The following is a 14,524-nucleotide window of genomic DNA, read 5'->3' as shown; positions in this document are numbered from 1 at the left end:
TCATTGTATAATTTAGGTAAGTAGTATTGTCTTTAATCATAAAAATGACTGTTTATCAGTGCACCACACCACCCACACCCACCTTCACCCGGATCGCGTGATATGAGCCTGTTTAACCTTCTTCTGGTCGCGATCATTCAGGGTATCACTGAATTTCTGCCGATCTCTTCCTCTGGTCACCTGATCTTGTTGCCAATTCTGACCGGGCTGGACGATCAGGGGCAGATCATCGACGTTGCGGTTCATATCGGCACGCTTGGGGCGGTTGTTCTCTATTTCAGAAAAGACGTTCTGCTGGCCCTGTCCGGGTTCCGGGATCTTTTTCGTGGCGAACGCGACAGCCGTGGCGCAAAGCTGGCGCTTGGATTGGTCATTGCCACGATCCCGGTGATTCTGTTCGGGCTGGCCCTGAGCCTTACCGGCTATGACGATGCTTTGCGGTCGATCACCGTGATCGGATGGACCATGCTGATTTTCGGCATCGTGCTCTACTGGGCCGATCAACGCGGGCAGGAGCGCCTTTCGGCCCGGCATTGGAGCCTGCGCCACGCGTTGATCATGGGGCTTTGGCAGGCGGTTGCCCTGATCCCCGGCACGTCCCGGTCGGGGATCACCATCACAGCGGCCCGGACGCTTGGATATACCCGCTCCGACGCCGCGCGCCTTTCGATGCTGATGTCGATCCCGACCATCATCGCATCCGGCGTTCTGTTGGGAACAGAAGTGATTTTCACGGCGGATGCACAAGCCGCCCGCGACGGCGCGATTGCAGCTTTCTTTTCGTTTCTGGCGGCCCTGGGCGCGCTCAGCCTGATGATGCGGTTGTTGCGTAGCGTCAGCTTTACACCCTACGTGATCTATCGGATGATCCTGGGCATCGTGTTGCTGGTGATCGCCTACAGTTAGATGTCGCGCAAGTTCCGGGCGCTGGCCTGAAGATCCGAATATTGCCCGCCGGGGCGGTAGACCCACAGGTAGTCATCCAGCACGGCCTCCATATCCGTGGGCACGACCCCCAGATCAGCAAGGCCCATGGCCCCATCGGCCACCACATTGTCATGGCGCAAAAGGCGCACCTGATCCCGGGTCAGAATGGAATTGTGAATCAACCCAAGCGATATCGCCTGCATCGCTCCAAAGCCCAACCCCATCAGCGACCCGACCCAAAACGGCAGATTCACCACCAGACGGCGACGCCGGATGACGCGCAGCATCAGATCCACGAACCCATGCAGAGTGTCGGTATCGGGGCCACCCAGCTCATAGATGCCGGGGGCGGCGCTGCCCAGAACGGCAGCTTCGGCAGCAGCAGCCACATCATCGACATAGACCGGCTGAAACCGGGTATTGCCGCCAACCAGAGGCAATACCGGGCCAAGCTTGGTCATCTGCGCGAAGCGGTTGAAAAATCTGTCCTCGACGCCAAAGATCACGGATGGCCGAAGAATGATCGCGCCGGGGAAATGTTCAAGCACCACGGCCTCGCCTTCGGCCTTGGTGCGGGCATAATCGCTGTTCGAATTTGCATCGGCCCCGATGGCAGACAGATGGATCAGCCGGCCGATACCCGCCGCCGCCGCCAGCCGGGCAACGCGCCCCGCACCTTCGACATGAACCGCGTCAAACCCGTTGCGCCCGCGTTCGGTCAGCACACCGACACAGTTTACCACCGCATCGGCCCCGGCCATGGCAGCGGCAACCGAGGCATCGTCGCGGATATTGGCCAGGACAGGCTCCACCTGACCGACAACGCCGTAAGGCCGGACAAACAGCGCCTCGTTCGGGCGGCGCACGGCCACACGCACGCGCCAGCCCTGCTTTGCCATCCGCTGAGCAATATAGCGGCCAACAAAGCCGGATCCGCCAAAGATTGTCACCAGTTTCGACATGCCTTGTCCCTCCGGTCCCCGTGTTGCCAAGGTTGATACGCGCCAAGGCCCTGCACGACAAGGCGCAATTCGCCCCGGACCCCGTGACCGATTGGGTCGAAACCCGGGCCCCGCTGTTTTTCGCGCAAGGGGCGTTGACACTGCACCCGGCGCGCCTTACATCGCGGCCTCACGACACCTGCCCAGGTGGCGGAATTGGTAGACGCGCTAGCTTCAGGTGCTAGTATTCGCAAGGATGTGGAGGTTCGAGTCCTCTCCTGGGCACCATTCTCCTCCGGCGATCTGCGCATGATGGAAGAGAAACCCGTGACAATCCACCTTTACAAGAATGATTTGCCGGACGGGCTGACGCTTGGGCCGGTTGTGGCAATCGATTGTGAAACCATGGGGCTGAACCCGCATCGCGACCGGCTTTGCCTGGTCCAGATGTCGGATGGTGACGGCAATGCGCATCTTGTGCAGGTCGAAAAAGGCCAGACCAGCGCGCCCAACCTGGCCCGCCTGCTGCAAGACCCCGCCACGTTGAAGCTGTTTCATTTCGGGCGGTTCGACATTGCCGCGATGTATCATGCCTTTGGCGCGCTGGCGGCCCCGGTTTTCTGCACCAAGATCGCATCCAAGCTGACCCGCACCTATACGGATCGGCACGGGCTGAAGGACCTGTGCCAGGAAATGCTGAATATCGACATCTCGAAACAGCAGCAAAGCTCCGACTGGGGCGCGCCCGAGCTCAGCGAAGCGCAGAAATCCTATGCCGCGTCCGACGTGATGTATCTGCATCAGCTGCGCGCGATGTTTGTCGAGCGACTGGAACGGGAAGGGCGCACCGAAATGGCGCAGGCCTGTTTCGATTTCCTGCCCATGCGCGCAAAGCTTGATCTTGCCGGTTGGCCCGAAATCGACATCTTTTCCCATTAGGGCGGCTGGCATGGCCTCTTCCAACACTTATTCCCGCGTCGTTTCCTGGGTGAAGATCATCCTGCCGCTGGTTGCCTTGGCGCTGCTTTCAACGTTGTTTCTGTTTTCGCGCACGCCTGACCCGAACCGTGCGATTCCGTTTGCCAATGTCGATGTAGAGGAACTGGCCCGTGAACAAAGCCTGGGCCAGCCCCGGTTTGCCGGCACGCTGAGTGATGGCCGGGAGGTGATCTTTACCGCCAACCGGGCCACGCCCGTAGCGGGAGATCCCAATCATATAGAAGCCACCGATATCGAGGCCCGCGTCGATCTGGACGAAACCTCGGTCCTGCTGATTGTAGCTGAGACGGGGATTTTCGATCTGGCGGCGCAAATGGCCGATCTCAGCACATCCGTGGGACTGACAACATCGAATGGCTATCAGCTGACCACCGATCTGTTGCGCTTCAATCTCAGTGAATTCAGGGCATCCTCACCCGGCCCGGTCGACGTTACCGGCCCCGGCATCACCTTGCAGGCGGGTTCGATGGAAGTAAGCGGAACCGAAGGAAACAATCTTGTCGTTTTCAACGGCGGCGTTCGGATGCTATACGATCCGCAAAGATAATGGAGATTTCATGCGGGTCATTTTAGCCGCTCTTGTTTCGACACTGCTGCTTGCCCTGCCCGCGCTGGCCCAAATGGCCATCGGGTTCGGGGGTGTTGCGCATGATGCCAGCCAACCGATTGAGGTCACATCCGACAGTCTTAGCGTCGATCAGGCCACCGGAAACGCGATTTTTGCGGGTAATGTGGTTGTCATTCAAGGTGATCTGCGCATGGCCGCCGCCGAGGTGACGGTGTTTTATGGGGCCGCGGGCGGTGCCCAGGAAGTGGACCGGGTCGTTGCCACCGGCGGCGTGCTGCTGACGCGCGGCCAGGATGCCGCCGAAGGCAATCGCGCCGAATATTCCGTAAGCACCGGAGCCATGTTCCTGAGCGGCGATGTGCTGGTGACGCAGGGCCGCACGGCAATTTCAGGCGACCGGTTATCGATTGACCTGAATACCGGCAACGGCACGGTAGAAGGGCGCGTGCGCACCGTTCTGCAACCGGCGGAGTAGGGGCTGATGGCCGCAAAACCCGACCTTGTGATGGCCGATGGGCAGCAGGGGCTGCATGTCACCAATCTGCGAAAAAGCTATCGCCGCCGCCCGGTGATCCGCGATGTCACCTTGTCGTTGAACCGGGGTGAAGTCGTGGCCCTGCTTGGCCCCAACGGATCGGGCAAGACCACCTGTTTTTATGCCATCGCCGGGCTGGTCACGCCCGAAGGTGGCACCGTGATGCTGGACGGCCAGGACGTGACCCATTTGCCGATGTATCGCCGCGCCAAGGCCGGTATCGGATATTTGCCGCAGGAAATGTCGATCTTTCGCGGCTTGACGGTGGAGGCCAATATCGCAGCCATTCTCGAAATAACCGAGAAAAACCGCCACAAACGCCATGAACGGCTGGAGGAGCTTTTGTCAGATTTCTCCATCAGCCACCTGCGCGCGGCACCGGCCCTGTCGCTGTCGGGCGGAGAACGCAGACGCGCCGAAATCGCCCGCTGTCTGGCGTCCAACCCGCGCTATCTGCTGCTCGATGAACCCTTTGCGGGCGTCGATCCCATTGCGGTGGCCGAAATCCGTGGCCTTGTCTCGGATCTCAAGAAACGCGGGCTGGGCGTGTTGATCACCGACCACAATGTGCGCGAAACGCTGGAAATCGTGGACCGCGCCTATATCCTGCATGACGGCACCATGTTGATGAGCGGCACCGCCGAAGAGGTTGTGCAGGACGAAAACGTGCGCCGGGTTTATCTTGGGCATTCTTTCCGCATCAGTTGAACGCTGCGTTTCGCGCAAAATGCGCTCAGGCCGCATTGACAGTTCCACCCATTTCATCGCCAAATACTCCTGATGTTCAAAATCGTGTCTGATTTTTGTGTTCTTCAGACCGGGCCCGTTCTGGCCCGCCAAATGCGCAAATCTCAGCCCGGTTTCTTCTCTACATCATGGCACTGACACGCAGCCCGTGGGATCATCCCGACGGGACTGACCAGAGAATTGGAGGCCAAATGCGTTACCAGATCAGCGGAAAACAGATCGACATTGGAGATGCTCTTCAGACCCACGTGAAAGATGGGCTGGGTGCTGCGGTGGCAAAATATGCCGAACGGCCTACAGATGCCTCGGTTATTTTTTCGCGCAACGGCAGCGAATTCACCTGCGAGGCCACGGTTCATCTCTCCACCGGACTGACCGCTTCGGCGAAAGCCTCGGAACATGAGATCTATTTGTCTTTCGACAAATGCTGCGACAAGATGGAAAAGCAACTGCGCCGCTACAAGCGCCGGTTGAAGGATCATCATCGCGACCGTTCAACACCCGTTGAACATTTTATGGGATCCACCTATATCCTCGCGGGCTCGGAAGATACGGAAACAGACGAACCCGAATCACTCCAACCCATTATCGTGGCCGAGATGGAGACAAAGATCCCTTCCTTGTCGGTCGGAGAGGCGGTAATGCAGATGGAAATTGCGGGCGCGCCGGTTCTGGTGTTCCGTAATGAAGGACATGATGGGCTGAACGTGGTCTATCGCCGTGAAGACGGAAATGTCGGCTGGATCGACCCCCGTTAAGGGACAGAAAACCAAGGGGCCGGCGTGAAGCCGACCCCGACAACAGGGAAGTTCCATGGATCTGTCAACGATACTGCAGCCGCAAGCGGTAAAGAACGTGTCTGATGTCAGCAGCAAAAAACGCCTGATGCAGGCCGTGGCCGAAGTTGCGTCGGACCTGACCGGCCTGACCTCGTCCGATATATCTGCAGCACTTCTGGATCGGGAAAACCTGGGGCCGACCGGGTTTGGCCATGGCGTTGCCCTGCCACATGCCCGATTGGAGGAGCTGAACGGCGTTCAGGGCGTTTTCCTGAAGCTCGAGCGCCCGATAGATTTTGAATCGGTCGACCGGCAGCCGGTTGATCTGGTCTTTGCGCTTTTTGCACCCGAAGAGGCAGGCACCGAACATCTGAAAGCGCTGGCGCTTGTCTCCCGCACCTTGCGAGACCCGGTTCTATGCGCAAAACTGCGCGCGAATTCGGATGCAGGCACACTTTATTCGCTATTGACCGAGGCGCGCTCGACGCAGGCCGCCTGACCTCAAGCCTCCCAGGGGGCAAATCCGAAATTCAGAAAATCCTTGCGGTAGATATCCTCAATCAAGGCCGCAACCTCAAAATTGTTGATCTCGGCCAACGGGAACGGCCCGTCATCAACGGCCATGTCAAAATCAACGGGCTGGCCGGTTTGTTCAGCCGCCAGCCGCGGCAGCCCGGCGATCAGATCATCTTCGCGGAACAGATGATCGGGCAGGGTTACATTGGCCATCCCCTGCAAAATCGCGGTTTGCGAGGCAAAGACCGGTTCGGTCTTGACGCTGGTCTGACCGGCCAGATTGCCTTTCAGAAATTTCAGAAAGGCAATGAACGCCTCCTGATGCTGATCGGCGTAATAGCCTTTGATCAGACCCTTTTCGGGGATCGGCAACCCGTATCGTTTGCGCAAAACCCGGCGGATATTCGAAAATGCCGGGCGGTCATCGGGCAGAATGCAGGTGTTGAACACGTGATAGGCACGTTTCAGCGGGTGCCGAAGAACGGTAAAGCTGCGATAGCCGGGATGTTTGCGCATCCACCGCCGCAGGTCTTTCTGGTTCATCCCGGTCAGCAGGTCATCGAGCTCGATTCCGGCCAACCCTGCCATCCATGTCTTTATCGGCTCGACCGCGGCCCCCTTGATCGGCATGAATAACAGGCCGGTATCGGGAATGGCGTGGAAATTCGGCACCCCGGCATGGCGTGGCGGCTCAAAATTCGGGGTCCGACCCAGATCAAACCGGTCCAGCCTGTTCAGCACCCGCACCATATGGTCGTAGTTTTCAACTTTCTGGGACAGATCACTTGGGTTTTGTTTTTTCAGCTTGGAATTGGTGCCATCCAATTCATGCTCGGACCCCAGAAACCTCGCCAGCCCGTTGATGACGTCCACATCATTAATGTCGTCATAGCGGATATAAAACGCCGTCTGCCCGGTGACCTGAAGCCCGCGTTGCAATTTGATCTGGAAATTCTGCAAATCGGTCAGCATGTTCTCGAATTCCCACAGGCGAAATTCGATCTTGGCACTGCGGGCATGTTTCATGTCGGTCAGGCGCCACTGGCCGGTCTCAGAAGCAATCCGGCGGCTGACATAGCTTTCCAGCGGGTTGCGCGTCAAAATCACCTTGGCGATGCGCGGATCGGGCAGGATGTGATCCAGCACCCGCGGGTCGTGGTCGTGAAAAAACCGGAACCCGGGCAGCGTATCGCCGGCATTGTCGATGATCGCATCCAACAGATCGAGCGGCTTTTTCTCGCGCCGGTCCATATCGACCCCGTGCATCTCGAACATGTTGTGATGCGCGATGAAGGTCGGGTTGTAAACCTCGCCCAGACAGTCAAGATCGGGCAGGTCGTTCAACGTCGCCTCGATGTAATTCGAGCCTGTTCGCATTTCGGCGAAGATTACGAACGCGTCGAATTTTCGGTCCATCGGTCACCTTACCAGATAGGGGCGCGCGCCACCGGGTTTCGCTTGTATTTCCGAGACTTCGGCCTGGAAATCACCCATCACATGCGGGTTCATGCCCTGGTTTTTCAGGTTTTGCAGGAACTGGCCAAAACCGGTCAGATCAACCATGCGCGGGGCTTCGGTCAGGCGCGCGACGGCGGGGCCACCCATCGCATCAAGGATGGATTGCAGATGTTCCATCGGTTCTTCGATGAACTCGGCCAGCGACCAGATCCGCACTTCGGCCCGGGTTTGCACCCGGCGCAGGATGTTGACGAAATCAACCTCCTGTTTTTGCAGATGCGCGGCCTGTTTGCGGATCGTCTGAAAATCCTTGTTGGTGGTAAAAAGCGGCACCGCCCAGGCCCCGGTAATGACCGAGATCTGCGCATTGCCATCACTCGCCATGAACCACGCAACCCGCTGCACATCGCGCGGCGAAAACTGGAACACCTGCCGTTCGCCGCGCGTATTCCAGATCAGGCTGGTCAGGAATCGTTCGGGGTTATAGTCGCGCAGATCGGCGCTGGCCGACAGGCAACCGGAATAGACATCGCCATCACCGGCAAATCGCACGCGGGCCGGATCAAACAGGTTGCCATGCACCCGTGTGCCCAACCGGCGCGACAGCCACGGCTCAAAATTTTCAAAAAGATCGTTGAACCCCTGAAACACCGAATAGGGCGCGCAGGATTTGCCGTTTTCCCAATCCGGGTTCGGGAACCTGCTATGCATATACATGCCGGCGCGCCCACGGGTCCGGCGTTCCAGCGCCTTGGCAAAGACCCGGTCAATCTTGCCCGGCGCGGGTTCCGACATCACCGTTCCGCGATCCTGATCATTCAGGAACGTGTCATAAAGCCTGTCGGCCTTGGCCCATATCTTGCGCGCGACGAAACAGTCCGACCGGCGCAGCAGGTGCAGATGGTCATCATAAAACACATGTGGCTTGCCCTGAAAGTCGAACTTCGACAGGGTTAGCGACCGGCTTTCGATCCGGGTCGAATATTTGCGGACCAATGTCTGATAATAGCTTTCGTCGGGGATCCAGACCTTTTGAAAGAACCGGTCATAGGATTTGCGCGAGGGATCCTGCAAAATCGCTGACAGGGTCTGGCGCGTCAGGCACCACCATTGCGATCCCAGATGCGGCACCAGCTTGTCCGGCATCTTGCGCTGGAAGCCCACCTTGCGCTGCAATTCGACATACCCGTCAAACAGCCACCTGTGCCGTTTCCACGAAAACGGAAACCGCAGCTGGAAGCGTTCGGAATGCAGCCCGTCCACCGTCCATTCCACATCTTCGGTCGTCACGCTTTCGATAAAATCAGTGCGCGGGCGGGCGGCCAGATAAGCGCGCAATTCCTCGACCGGGCGCAGTGGCAGGCAGGATCCGCTGGCCAGAAACACATGCCGGACCTCCGGAAACTCAGCCAGCATGACCTCGGATGCGGTTTGCGAGGCCTGCACCAGAGACCAGGTGCCCCATTCGCATTTATGGCGCCCCGAAAAGCGGATGTTCTGCAGGTCTTTCACCGCTTCGCGCAGCCCGTCGAACGACGGTTTTGGCACCCGTTTGTCAACATGGATCACCACCGGGCAACCCCGTTCGGCCCAATGGCGCGCCACCTGCGCGGCCCGGTCCAGCGCGGTGTGGCACATCATGACAAAGCCGACGCTCATGCCCAGTTCCCCTTGGACATGAGGCCGAGAATCTCAAGCTGGCGCCAGTTGATGTAACGCTCGGACCACTTGCACCACAGGTTGGGGTCTTCGTTCAGGCCGGCATGATAGGCCTTGTATTCATGGCTGTTGGCGTAGTGTTGCTTGCGCTGCAATTCCTCCCGCGCCTTGGTGGTGAAGGTGTCGAGAAACTTGGCATGCATCAACACACCCGACGCTTTTTCGCCGCCCCATTCATCGAACACGAGGTTCAGCCCGCGTGGCAGCAGCATGTGGGTGGAACTGGCAAAGGCATAGCTTTTATCCCATTTCACCAGTGGAATTTTGTTCAGTGCCGGCGCGCGTTCGGGATTTTTGTCAAAGAACAGGCGCGACCGGGGGCCGCCCTGTATCCAGAGATTTCCGTAATCCCAGTTCCGGTCGATCAGATAATTGCCGCTGTCGAACCAGCAGGCGATATCAAAGGGGTTCTGCCCTTCACTATAGGGCTGCGCCGTGATCGCCCCCTTGGGATACATATCCAGCAGCATCGCACCGAAAGATTTGATCGAAGAGGCCCCAAGCCAGTCGGTCAACGCCGGAATCGGCCTGGTGTCGCAGAACGGGTAGACCAGGAATTCATCGGGGTCGACGATAATACACCAATGCCCGTGGCCGAACTGACGCAGCAGCGCGTTGATCCAATCCATTCCGAAGCGGGACCGTTTATAGCTGCCCTGCGACATCCAGACCGAACAATCGCCCTGTGCCGCCAGGTATTCGCGGGTGCCATCGGTGCTGTCATTATCGACAAAAATGAAATGTGACACACCACGGTCGCGGTAATAGTTCAGGAAATACGGCAGCCGGATGCGTTCATTGCGCAGGGTGACAAAGCACAACACGTCACTGGGGCGGATATCATCGGTGCGATCGGCGACAAGCATCAGCTCACGCGCCTTGCGCCAGGCCCTGACAAGGAACCGTTTCCGCTCAAGGCGGAGCTTGTATCGCCGGACCGCCCTCATGCCTCACCTTCATGCCCTTGCGGCCAAAGCGCCGCAGCAACCGTTTCAAAATGCGCCTGCCAGGTCGGTGCGTCATAAGCAGGCAGGGATTCTGCCGCGATATTAACCGCCGACCGTTTCTTTATCGTTTCCAGCCAAGAATACGCATTCATGGGATCAAGGTAAACGCCGCAATCACCAAGGATTTCCCGCAAAACCGGCAGATCCGCACAGATCGGCAGCACATTCAGGCGTGCGGCCTCGGCCGCCGGGTAGCCAAACCCCTCGGCCAGGGTGGGGAAAAGCAGCCCATGCGCCCCTGTCAAAAGCCCCGTTACCTGCGCATCGCTCAGGCCGCTATGTTCGAATATCGCCTCATTGCGCAGCGGATGCGTATCAAGACGCGCCAGCAGGTCGGCATCGGCCCATCCGCGATGTCCGACAATATGCAGATGCGGGCGGTTCTCCTTTGGCAACGCCTCCCACACATCAAGCAGCAGCGCGTGGTTCTTGCGCGGCTCGATCGTGCCAAGTGTTACGAATCGTGGGATATCAGCGTCGATTGGCGATGGCAGGGGCTCCGCCGGAACAAGATCGGTCAGCCCCAGATGAGCACCAGTCACAGGCGGCAGCGCATCGAACCGGGATCTGAGCCGCGTCGCGGTATCATCGGAATTGCACAGGATCATATCGGCGCAGGCGACAACGCGCGCCATCATCGCTGCGAAATGTTCGGGAAAGCCGGGGCTGGAATACTGCGGGTAGTCTAGCGGAATCACATCATGGATGAAGACCGCTGCACGAATATCGGGCAGGGCGCGAAAGGCTTTCAGAACCTGGTCGGTCAGATTGCTGTGCCCGATATTCAGGTAGATGGTGTTTTCGCGCAGATGATCCGACAGGCATGGCAGCAAGCGGCCCGGCAAACATCGCGCCAACGCGTGGCGACGCAGCAGGGCTTCTGCCGCATGGCGCGGGTTTGCCGCCTTTCCGGTCAGACGTGACAGAAGATCGGGCTTGCCCCAGGGGCCGTTATCGTCCAGCGCATTCAGAAAAGCCCGCGCGCCATCGCGGCCGAACAGGGCATAGCCCCGCGATGTGCGCACCAGAAACCGGGGGTCGGGGTCGGTCGCCAGAACCCAGTCTGCATAGGCGCGTTCCACCCGGTCAACACCGGTCATCGGGCCGCGCCCAACGCGCGATAACAGTCGCGTCAGATCAAGGCATAGCGGGCCCGGCATCAGATCACTGGGCTGCGTTCTTCATGGCCATCATACCGTCCAGAAACTGCGAAAACTCCTCGCGCAGATCATCGCGGGCCATGCCAAAGGCCACGGTTGCCTGCAGGAACCCGGCCTTGGATCCGCAATCATAGCGTTGGCCACGAAACCGGAAGCCATAGACATTGTCCGACACCGCAATCTCCTGTGCGATGGCATCGGTCAACTGGATCTCTCCGCCACTGCCCGCCTTGGCGCGGTTGAGGTTGCGCATGACATTGGGGCTGAGGATGTAGCGGCCGATGACAGCAAGGTTCGACGGCGCATCCTCGACCGTCGGTTTTTCCACCATGCCCTTCACGGAAACAACCGACCCCATGTCTTCCTTCACATCCAGAATGCCATAGGCCGAGGCTTTCTCGGGCGGAACCTCCATTGCCGCGACCATATTGCCACCGATCTCGGCATGCGCTTCCATCATCTGTTGCAGACAGGGCGTGTCGGCGGCGATCACGTCATCGGGCAGGATCACGGCAAAGGACTCATTTCCCAAAAGACGCCGCGCGCACCAGACCGCATGACCCAGACCCAAGGCCTTGTTCTGGCGCATATAGGCGATCTCACCTGAATCCATATTGGTAGATTTCAGCATTTCGAGAATATCAAACTTGCCCTTTTTGCGCAGCGAGTGTTCCAGTTCGGGGGCAACGTCAAAATAGTCTTCCAGCGCGCTTTTGCCGCGTGCGGTGACAAAGATAAACTCCTTGATCCCGGCCGCGCGCGCCTCGTCAATCGCGTATTGGATAAGGGGCCGGTCAACCAGCGTCATGATTTCCTTTGGGATGGATTTGGTGGCCGGCAAAAACCGCGTTCCAAGGCCCGCAACAGGAAATATCGCTTTCGTTACTTTTTTCATGATTTACCCCAACCATTTTCAGCCATGTCGAAGGGGTCAATGCCCCTTTCTTTTCAGTCTGCCAAACGAACTGGGCAGTTCTTTCGCCAGACTAGGCCATTTTTATGACTTCAGCCAAATCATGAACCGGTTGCGGCCCCTAAATCCAGCGAATTCCGGCCAGACGGGCCCGTTCTTGCGCGATACGTGCAGCAAAGCCCCAGTATCGAAAACGCGGCTGGCTACGCTCAGACGGTCCAAACAGGCCGCCCGATTGCACCCAAACACCCGTATTGGAAAATGAAACGCGATGCGCACGCATAGTGGGGGCCAGCAAAAGCAGGCTGGTCGACCGGCCTTGCCCGGCGGCCTTTTCTGCCTGATCCTCAAGCGCCCTGCGCTGAAACCACCGCCCGGCAAGGATCACCGGGGCCGGGGCCGGGTCGGTGATCAAAGGATCAAAATCGGGCGGGGTGGCAACCCTGTGGGCCGGGGCAGGGTCAGCCCCACGGCCCGCGGCAATGCCCGCCTGCAAATCCTCCAGCAGGTGCCGCATTTCATCTACTGATACGTCGCCCTTGCGCACAAATCCCTGCACGCGATGCGATTGCTCCTGCAACAGATCGCGCAATCGCGCCTCTGTCATCTCGGGGTCACCATGTTTGCGCAGATAGAGCGCGCTGCTGGCCCCGATCTGGAACAGGCTCTTCGGCACCCGGGTGGCGCTGCGGCGCAGGCTTTCGGCATAGCCGTGATGGACCGTGGCTTTGGGCGCAAAACCGGCCTGCATTCCGGCACCCTTCAAGCGCCAGGCAAGATCGGTTTCATCCAGGAAAAAGCTGAAGCCTTGATCGAACCCGCCAAGGGCACTCAGCGCAGGGCGCCGGATGGCCATATTGGTGCCTTCCAGCTTTACCGCATGGCCCGCCGGCAACGGCCCCTGAACCGGATATGCCACCCCCTTTGCATCAACGCTGCGTTGGCCCCATTGCAGGCTGATCCCGTTGCGGCCCAGAACAGTGCCGGTTGCCGCCATCAAGTCAGGGTCGGTAAACGGTGCGGTCAGATAGTCCAGCCAGGTGGGTTCGGGCACGGCATCATCATCAATGAAACCGACAATTTCACCACCCGCCAGATCGACCCCCTGATTGCGCGCCGCTGAGATATTGGGCACTGCCTGCAGCCCGGATTTTATTTTGCCGCAGAACGGCAGATCCGAGATTGCGTCCAACCCGGCCTGATCCGCGATCACCACAACCTCAAACGGGCGATAGAACAGCTGGCTGACCCCGATCAGCGCCCGCCGCAACAAGGCTGGCCGCCCGTGGCTGACGATGACAACGCTGACCGTCGGGTTTTGGCTCAAGGTGCCCCCATTTCGGCCAGCATGGTCTCGATCCGGGGCACATCTTCGGGGTTGTTCAATTCCCAGAACTTGCGGCCGCGGGCGTCAACCTCGACGCACAGAACCTTGTGCCCGGATTCCAGAAACCGCAATTGCTCCAACCCTTCCAGTGTTTCCAGCGCGCCGACCGGCCAGGTTGGGTAGGCCATGAGAGCATCAGGCCGATAGGCGTAGACACCGACATGGTGAAATACCGGCGTCGCGGCGTCGCGCGGAAATATCTGACCGGTATAGGGGATGACTTCCTTGGAGAAATAGAGCGCGTGGTGATCGGCGTCGAACACGGCCGTGGTGCCGCCGACACGACCGGCATGGCGATCGGCCATCAGCGCCGAATGGGTTTCGCCATCACAACGCAAAACCGGCGTCGCCAGGGCGGCGTCAGGTGCCGCGCGCAACCCGGCAATCAGGTCTTCCAGAAACCAGGCCGGCGTCAGCGGCGCGTCGCCCTGCAGATTTATCACCATCTCGACATCGCCAAGCTGCTGCACCGCTTCGGCGCAACGTTCGGTGCCATTTCTGCACCTGTCCGATGTCATCAGAACCTGCGCCCCAAACCCCGCCGCCGCATCGCGGATCCGGTCATCATCGGTGGCGACATAGACCGCGTCGATGCCGGTAACTTCCTGCGCCGCCAACCAACTGCGTTCAATCAGGCTGCGCGAAATGCCGGTGGCCCCGCGCAGTTCAGCCAGTGGCTTGCCGGGAAACCGGGTTGAGGCAAAGCGCGCCGGGATGATGCAGACAATGCGCATATCAGCCCGCCTTCAGATCGACGCCGGGGGCGTGGGCAATGAAAAACGGGTTCTCATAGCCCGGCTTGCCATAGGTGAAGGGCGCATGATCATCGAAGCGGATCATATGACCGCCCGCGCCGCGCAGCACGGCG

At 59.1% G+C, this 14,524-nt stretch carries 15 protein-coding genes, 1 tRNA gene and 1 pseudogene; 8 read left to right on the top strand and 9 right to left on the bottom strand.

Annotated elements, in window-relative coordinates:
* Positions 1–102: 102 nt before the first annotated feature.
* Positions 103–906, top strand: coding sequence for an undecaprenyl-diphosphate phosphatase (locus tag ACW8PS_RS15095; protein WP_491528326.1), 804 nt, complete (start codon positions 103–105; stop codon positions 904–906).
* Here the strand turns inward: ACW8PS_RS15095 and ACW8PS_RS15090 are convergent.
* Positions 903–1,889 carry a complex I NDUFA9 subunit family protein gene (locus ACW8PS_RS15090; protein WP_491528325.1) on the bottom strand — a complete coding sequence of 329 codons (987 nt, stop codon included), beginning with the start codon at positions 1,887–1,889 and terminating at the stop codon, positions 903–905. The genes ACW8PS_RS15095 and ACW8PS_RS15090 overlap by 4 nt on opposite strands.
* Positions 1,890–2,069: 180 nt before the next feature.
* Between ACW8PS_RS15090 and ACW8PS_RS15085 the strand changes: the two genes are divergently transcribed.
* From ACW8PS_RS15085 to ACW8PS_RS15055, 7 genes are all read left to right on the top strand, one after another.
* Positions 2,070–2,156: transfer RNA gene (locus ACW8PS_RS15085), tRNA-Leu, on the top strand.
* A gap of 39 nt (positions 2,157–2,195) precedes the next feature.
* Complete coding sequence (locus ACW8PS_RS15080) at positions 2,196–2,807, top strand: ribonuclease D (protein ID WP_491528324.1); 612 nt, start codon at positions 2,196–2,198, stop codon at positions 2,805–2,807.
* Between the two features lie 10 nt (positions 2,808–2,817).
* On the top strand, positions 2,818–3,414 hold the full coding sequence (gene lptC / locus ACW8PS_RS15075; RefSeq protein ID WP_491528322.1) for an LPS export ABC transporter periplasmic protein LptC: 597 nt from the start codon (positions 2,818–2,820) through the stop codon (positions 3,412–3,414).
* Between the two features lie 10 nt (positions 3,415–3,424).
* Positions 3,425–3,910: a lipopolysaccharide transport periplasmic protein LptA gene (gene lptA, locus ACW8PS_RS15070; RefSeq protein WP_491528320.1), complete on the top strand. Its 486-nt coding sequence runs from the start codon at positions 3,425–3,427 to the stop codon at positions 3,908–3,910.
* A 6-nt stretch (positions 3,911–3,916) separates the two neighbouring features.
* A complete protein-coding gene (lptB, locus tag ACW8PS_RS15065) occupies positions 3,917–4,678 on the top strand; it encodes an LPS export ABC transporter ATP-binding protein (protein ID WP_491528319.1) in 762 nt (253 codons plus the stop codon).
* 230 nt (positions 4,679–4,908) lie between these two features.
* The gene (gene hpf / locus ACW8PS_RS15060) at positions 4,909–5,475 is read left to right on the top strand and encodes a ribosome hibernation-promoting factor, HPF/YfiA family (RefSeq protein WP_491528318.1); all 567 of its coding nucleotides are present in this window, start codon (positions 4,909–4,911) and stop codon (positions 5,473–5,475) included.
* Between the two features lie 55 nt (positions 5,476–5,530).
* Positions 5,531–5,995 (top strand): PTS sugar transporter subunit IIA, encoded by a 465-nt coding sequence (locus ACW8PS_RS15055; protein WP_491528317.1) that lies wholly within the window; start codon positions 5,531–5,533, stop codon positions 5,993–5,995.
* A gap of 2 nt (positions 5,996–5,997) precedes the next feature.
* Here ACW8PS_RS15055 and ACW8PS_RS15050 read toward each other — a convergent pair whose 3' ends face one another.
* From ACW8PS_RS15050 to ACW8PS_RS15015, 8 genes and pseudogenes are all read right to left on the bottom strand, one after another.
* Entirely contained in the window at positions 5,998–7,428 is a 1,431-nt protein-coding gene (locus ACW8PS_RS15050) for a nodulation protein NodH (RefSeq protein ID WP_491528316.1), read from the bottom strand.
* 3 nt (positions 7,429–7,431) lie between these two features.
* Positions 7,432–9,129, bottom strand: a complete 1,698-nt coding sequence (locus ACW8PS_RS15045; RefSeq protein ID WP_491528315.1) for a DUF5927 domain-containing protein — start codon at positions 9,127–9,129, stop codon at positions 7,432–7,434.
* Positions 9,126–10,136, bottom strand: a complete 1,011-nt coding sequence (locus tag ACW8PS_RS15040) for a glycosyltransferase family 2 protein (RefSeq protein ID WP_491528314.1) — start codon at positions 10,134–10,136, stop codon at positions 9,126–9,128. Before ACW8PS_RS15040 ends, ACW8PS_RS15045 begins: the two co-directional genes overlap by 4 nt.
* Entirely contained in the window at positions 10,133–11,296 is a 1,164-nt protein-coding gene (locus ACW8PS_RS15035) for a glycosyltransferase family 4 protein (protein ID WP_491528313.1), read from the bottom strand. The genes ACW8PS_RS15040 and ACW8PS_RS15035 overlap by 4 nt, the downstream gene beginning before the upstream one ends.
* A gap of 64 nt (positions 11,297–11,360) precedes the next feature.
* The gene (gene galU / locus ACW8PS_RS15030; RefSeq protein WP_491528336.1) at positions 11,361–12,254 is read right to left on the bottom strand and encodes a UTP--glucose-1-phosphate uridylyltransferase GalU; all 894 of its coding nucleotides are present in this window, start codon (positions 12,252–12,254) and stop codon (positions 11,361–11,363) included.
* Between the two features lie 136 nt (positions 12,255–12,390).
* Positions 12,391–13,596, bottom strand: a complete 1,206-nt coding sequence (locus ACW8PS_RS15025) for a glycosyltransferase family 2 protein (RefSeq protein ID WP_491528312.1) — start codon at positions 13,594–13,596, stop codon at positions 12,391–12,393.
* Positions 13,593–14,390 (bottom strand): 3-deoxy-manno-octulosonate cytidylyltransferase, encoded by a 798-nt coding sequence (locus tag ACW8PS_RS15020; protein WP_491528311.1) that lies wholly within the window; start codon positions 14,388–14,390, stop codon positions 13,593–13,595. The genes ACW8PS_RS15025 and ACW8PS_RS15020 overlap by 4 nt, the downstream gene beginning before the upstream one ends.
* Position 14,391: 1 nt before the next feature.
* Positions 14,392–14,524 (bottom strand): annotated as a pseudogene (locus tag ACW8PS_RS15015) (3'(2'),5'-bisphosphate nucleotidase CysQ); the annotation flags it as partial.

This window comes from Alterinioella sp. (assembly GCF_058343375.1).
Note: the sequence above shows the minus strand (reverse complement) of the source record. Positions and strands in the feature narration are given on the sequence as shown.

Excerpts from the sequence above, each read along its gene's own strand:
- ACW8PS_RS15040 (WP_491528314.1), bottom strand. The coding sequence starts at position 10,136 with ATGAGGGCGGTCCGGCGATACAAGCTCCGCCTTGAGCGGAAACGGTTC.
- ACW8PS_RS15055 (WP_491528317.1), top strand. The coding sequence starts at position 5,531 with ATGGATCTGTCAACGATACTGCAGCCGCAAGCGGTAAAGAACGTGTCT.
- lptB (WP_491528319.1), top strand. The coding sequence starts at position 3,917 with ATGGCCGCAAAACCCGACCTTGTGATGGCCGATGGGCAGCAGGGGCTG.
- ACW8PS_RS15050 (WP_491528316.1), bottom strand. The coding sequence starts at position 7,428 with ATGGACCGAAAATTCGACGCGTTCGTAATCTTCGCCGAAATGCGAACA.
- ACW8PS_RS15095 (WP_491528326.1), top strand. The coding sequence starts at position 103 with ATGAGCCTGTTTAACCTTCTTCTGGTCGCGATCATTCAGGGTATCACT.
- ACW8PS_RS15045 (WP_491528315.1), bottom strand. The coding sequence starts at position 9,129 with ATGAGCGTCGGCTTTGTCATGATGTGCCACACCGCGCTGGACCGGGCC.
- ACW8PS_RS15090 (WP_491528325.1), bottom strand. The coding sequence starts at position 1,889 with ATGTCGAAACTGGTGACAATCTTTGGCGGATCCGGCTTTGTTGGCCGC.
- hpf (WP_491528318.1), top strand. The coding sequence starts at position 4,909 with ATGCGTTACCAGATCAGCGGAAAACAGATCGACATTGGAGATGCTCTT.
- lptA (WP_491528320.1), top strand. The coding sequence starts at position 3,425 with ATGCGGGTCATTTTAGCCGCTCTTGTTTCGACACTGCTGCTTGCCCTG.
- lptC (WP_491528322.1), top strand. The coding sequence starts at position 2,818 with ATGGCCTCTTCCAACACTTATTCCCGCGTCGTTTCCTGGGTGAAGATC.
- ACW8PS_RS15035 (WP_491528313.1), bottom strand. The coding sequence starts at position 11,296 with ATGACCGGTGTTGACCGGGTGGAACGCGCCTATGCAGACTGGGTTCTG.
- ACW8PS_RS15020 (WP_491528311.1), bottom strand. The coding sequence starts at position 14,390 with ATGCGCATTGTCTGCATCATCCCGGCGCGCTTTGCCTCAACCCGGTTT.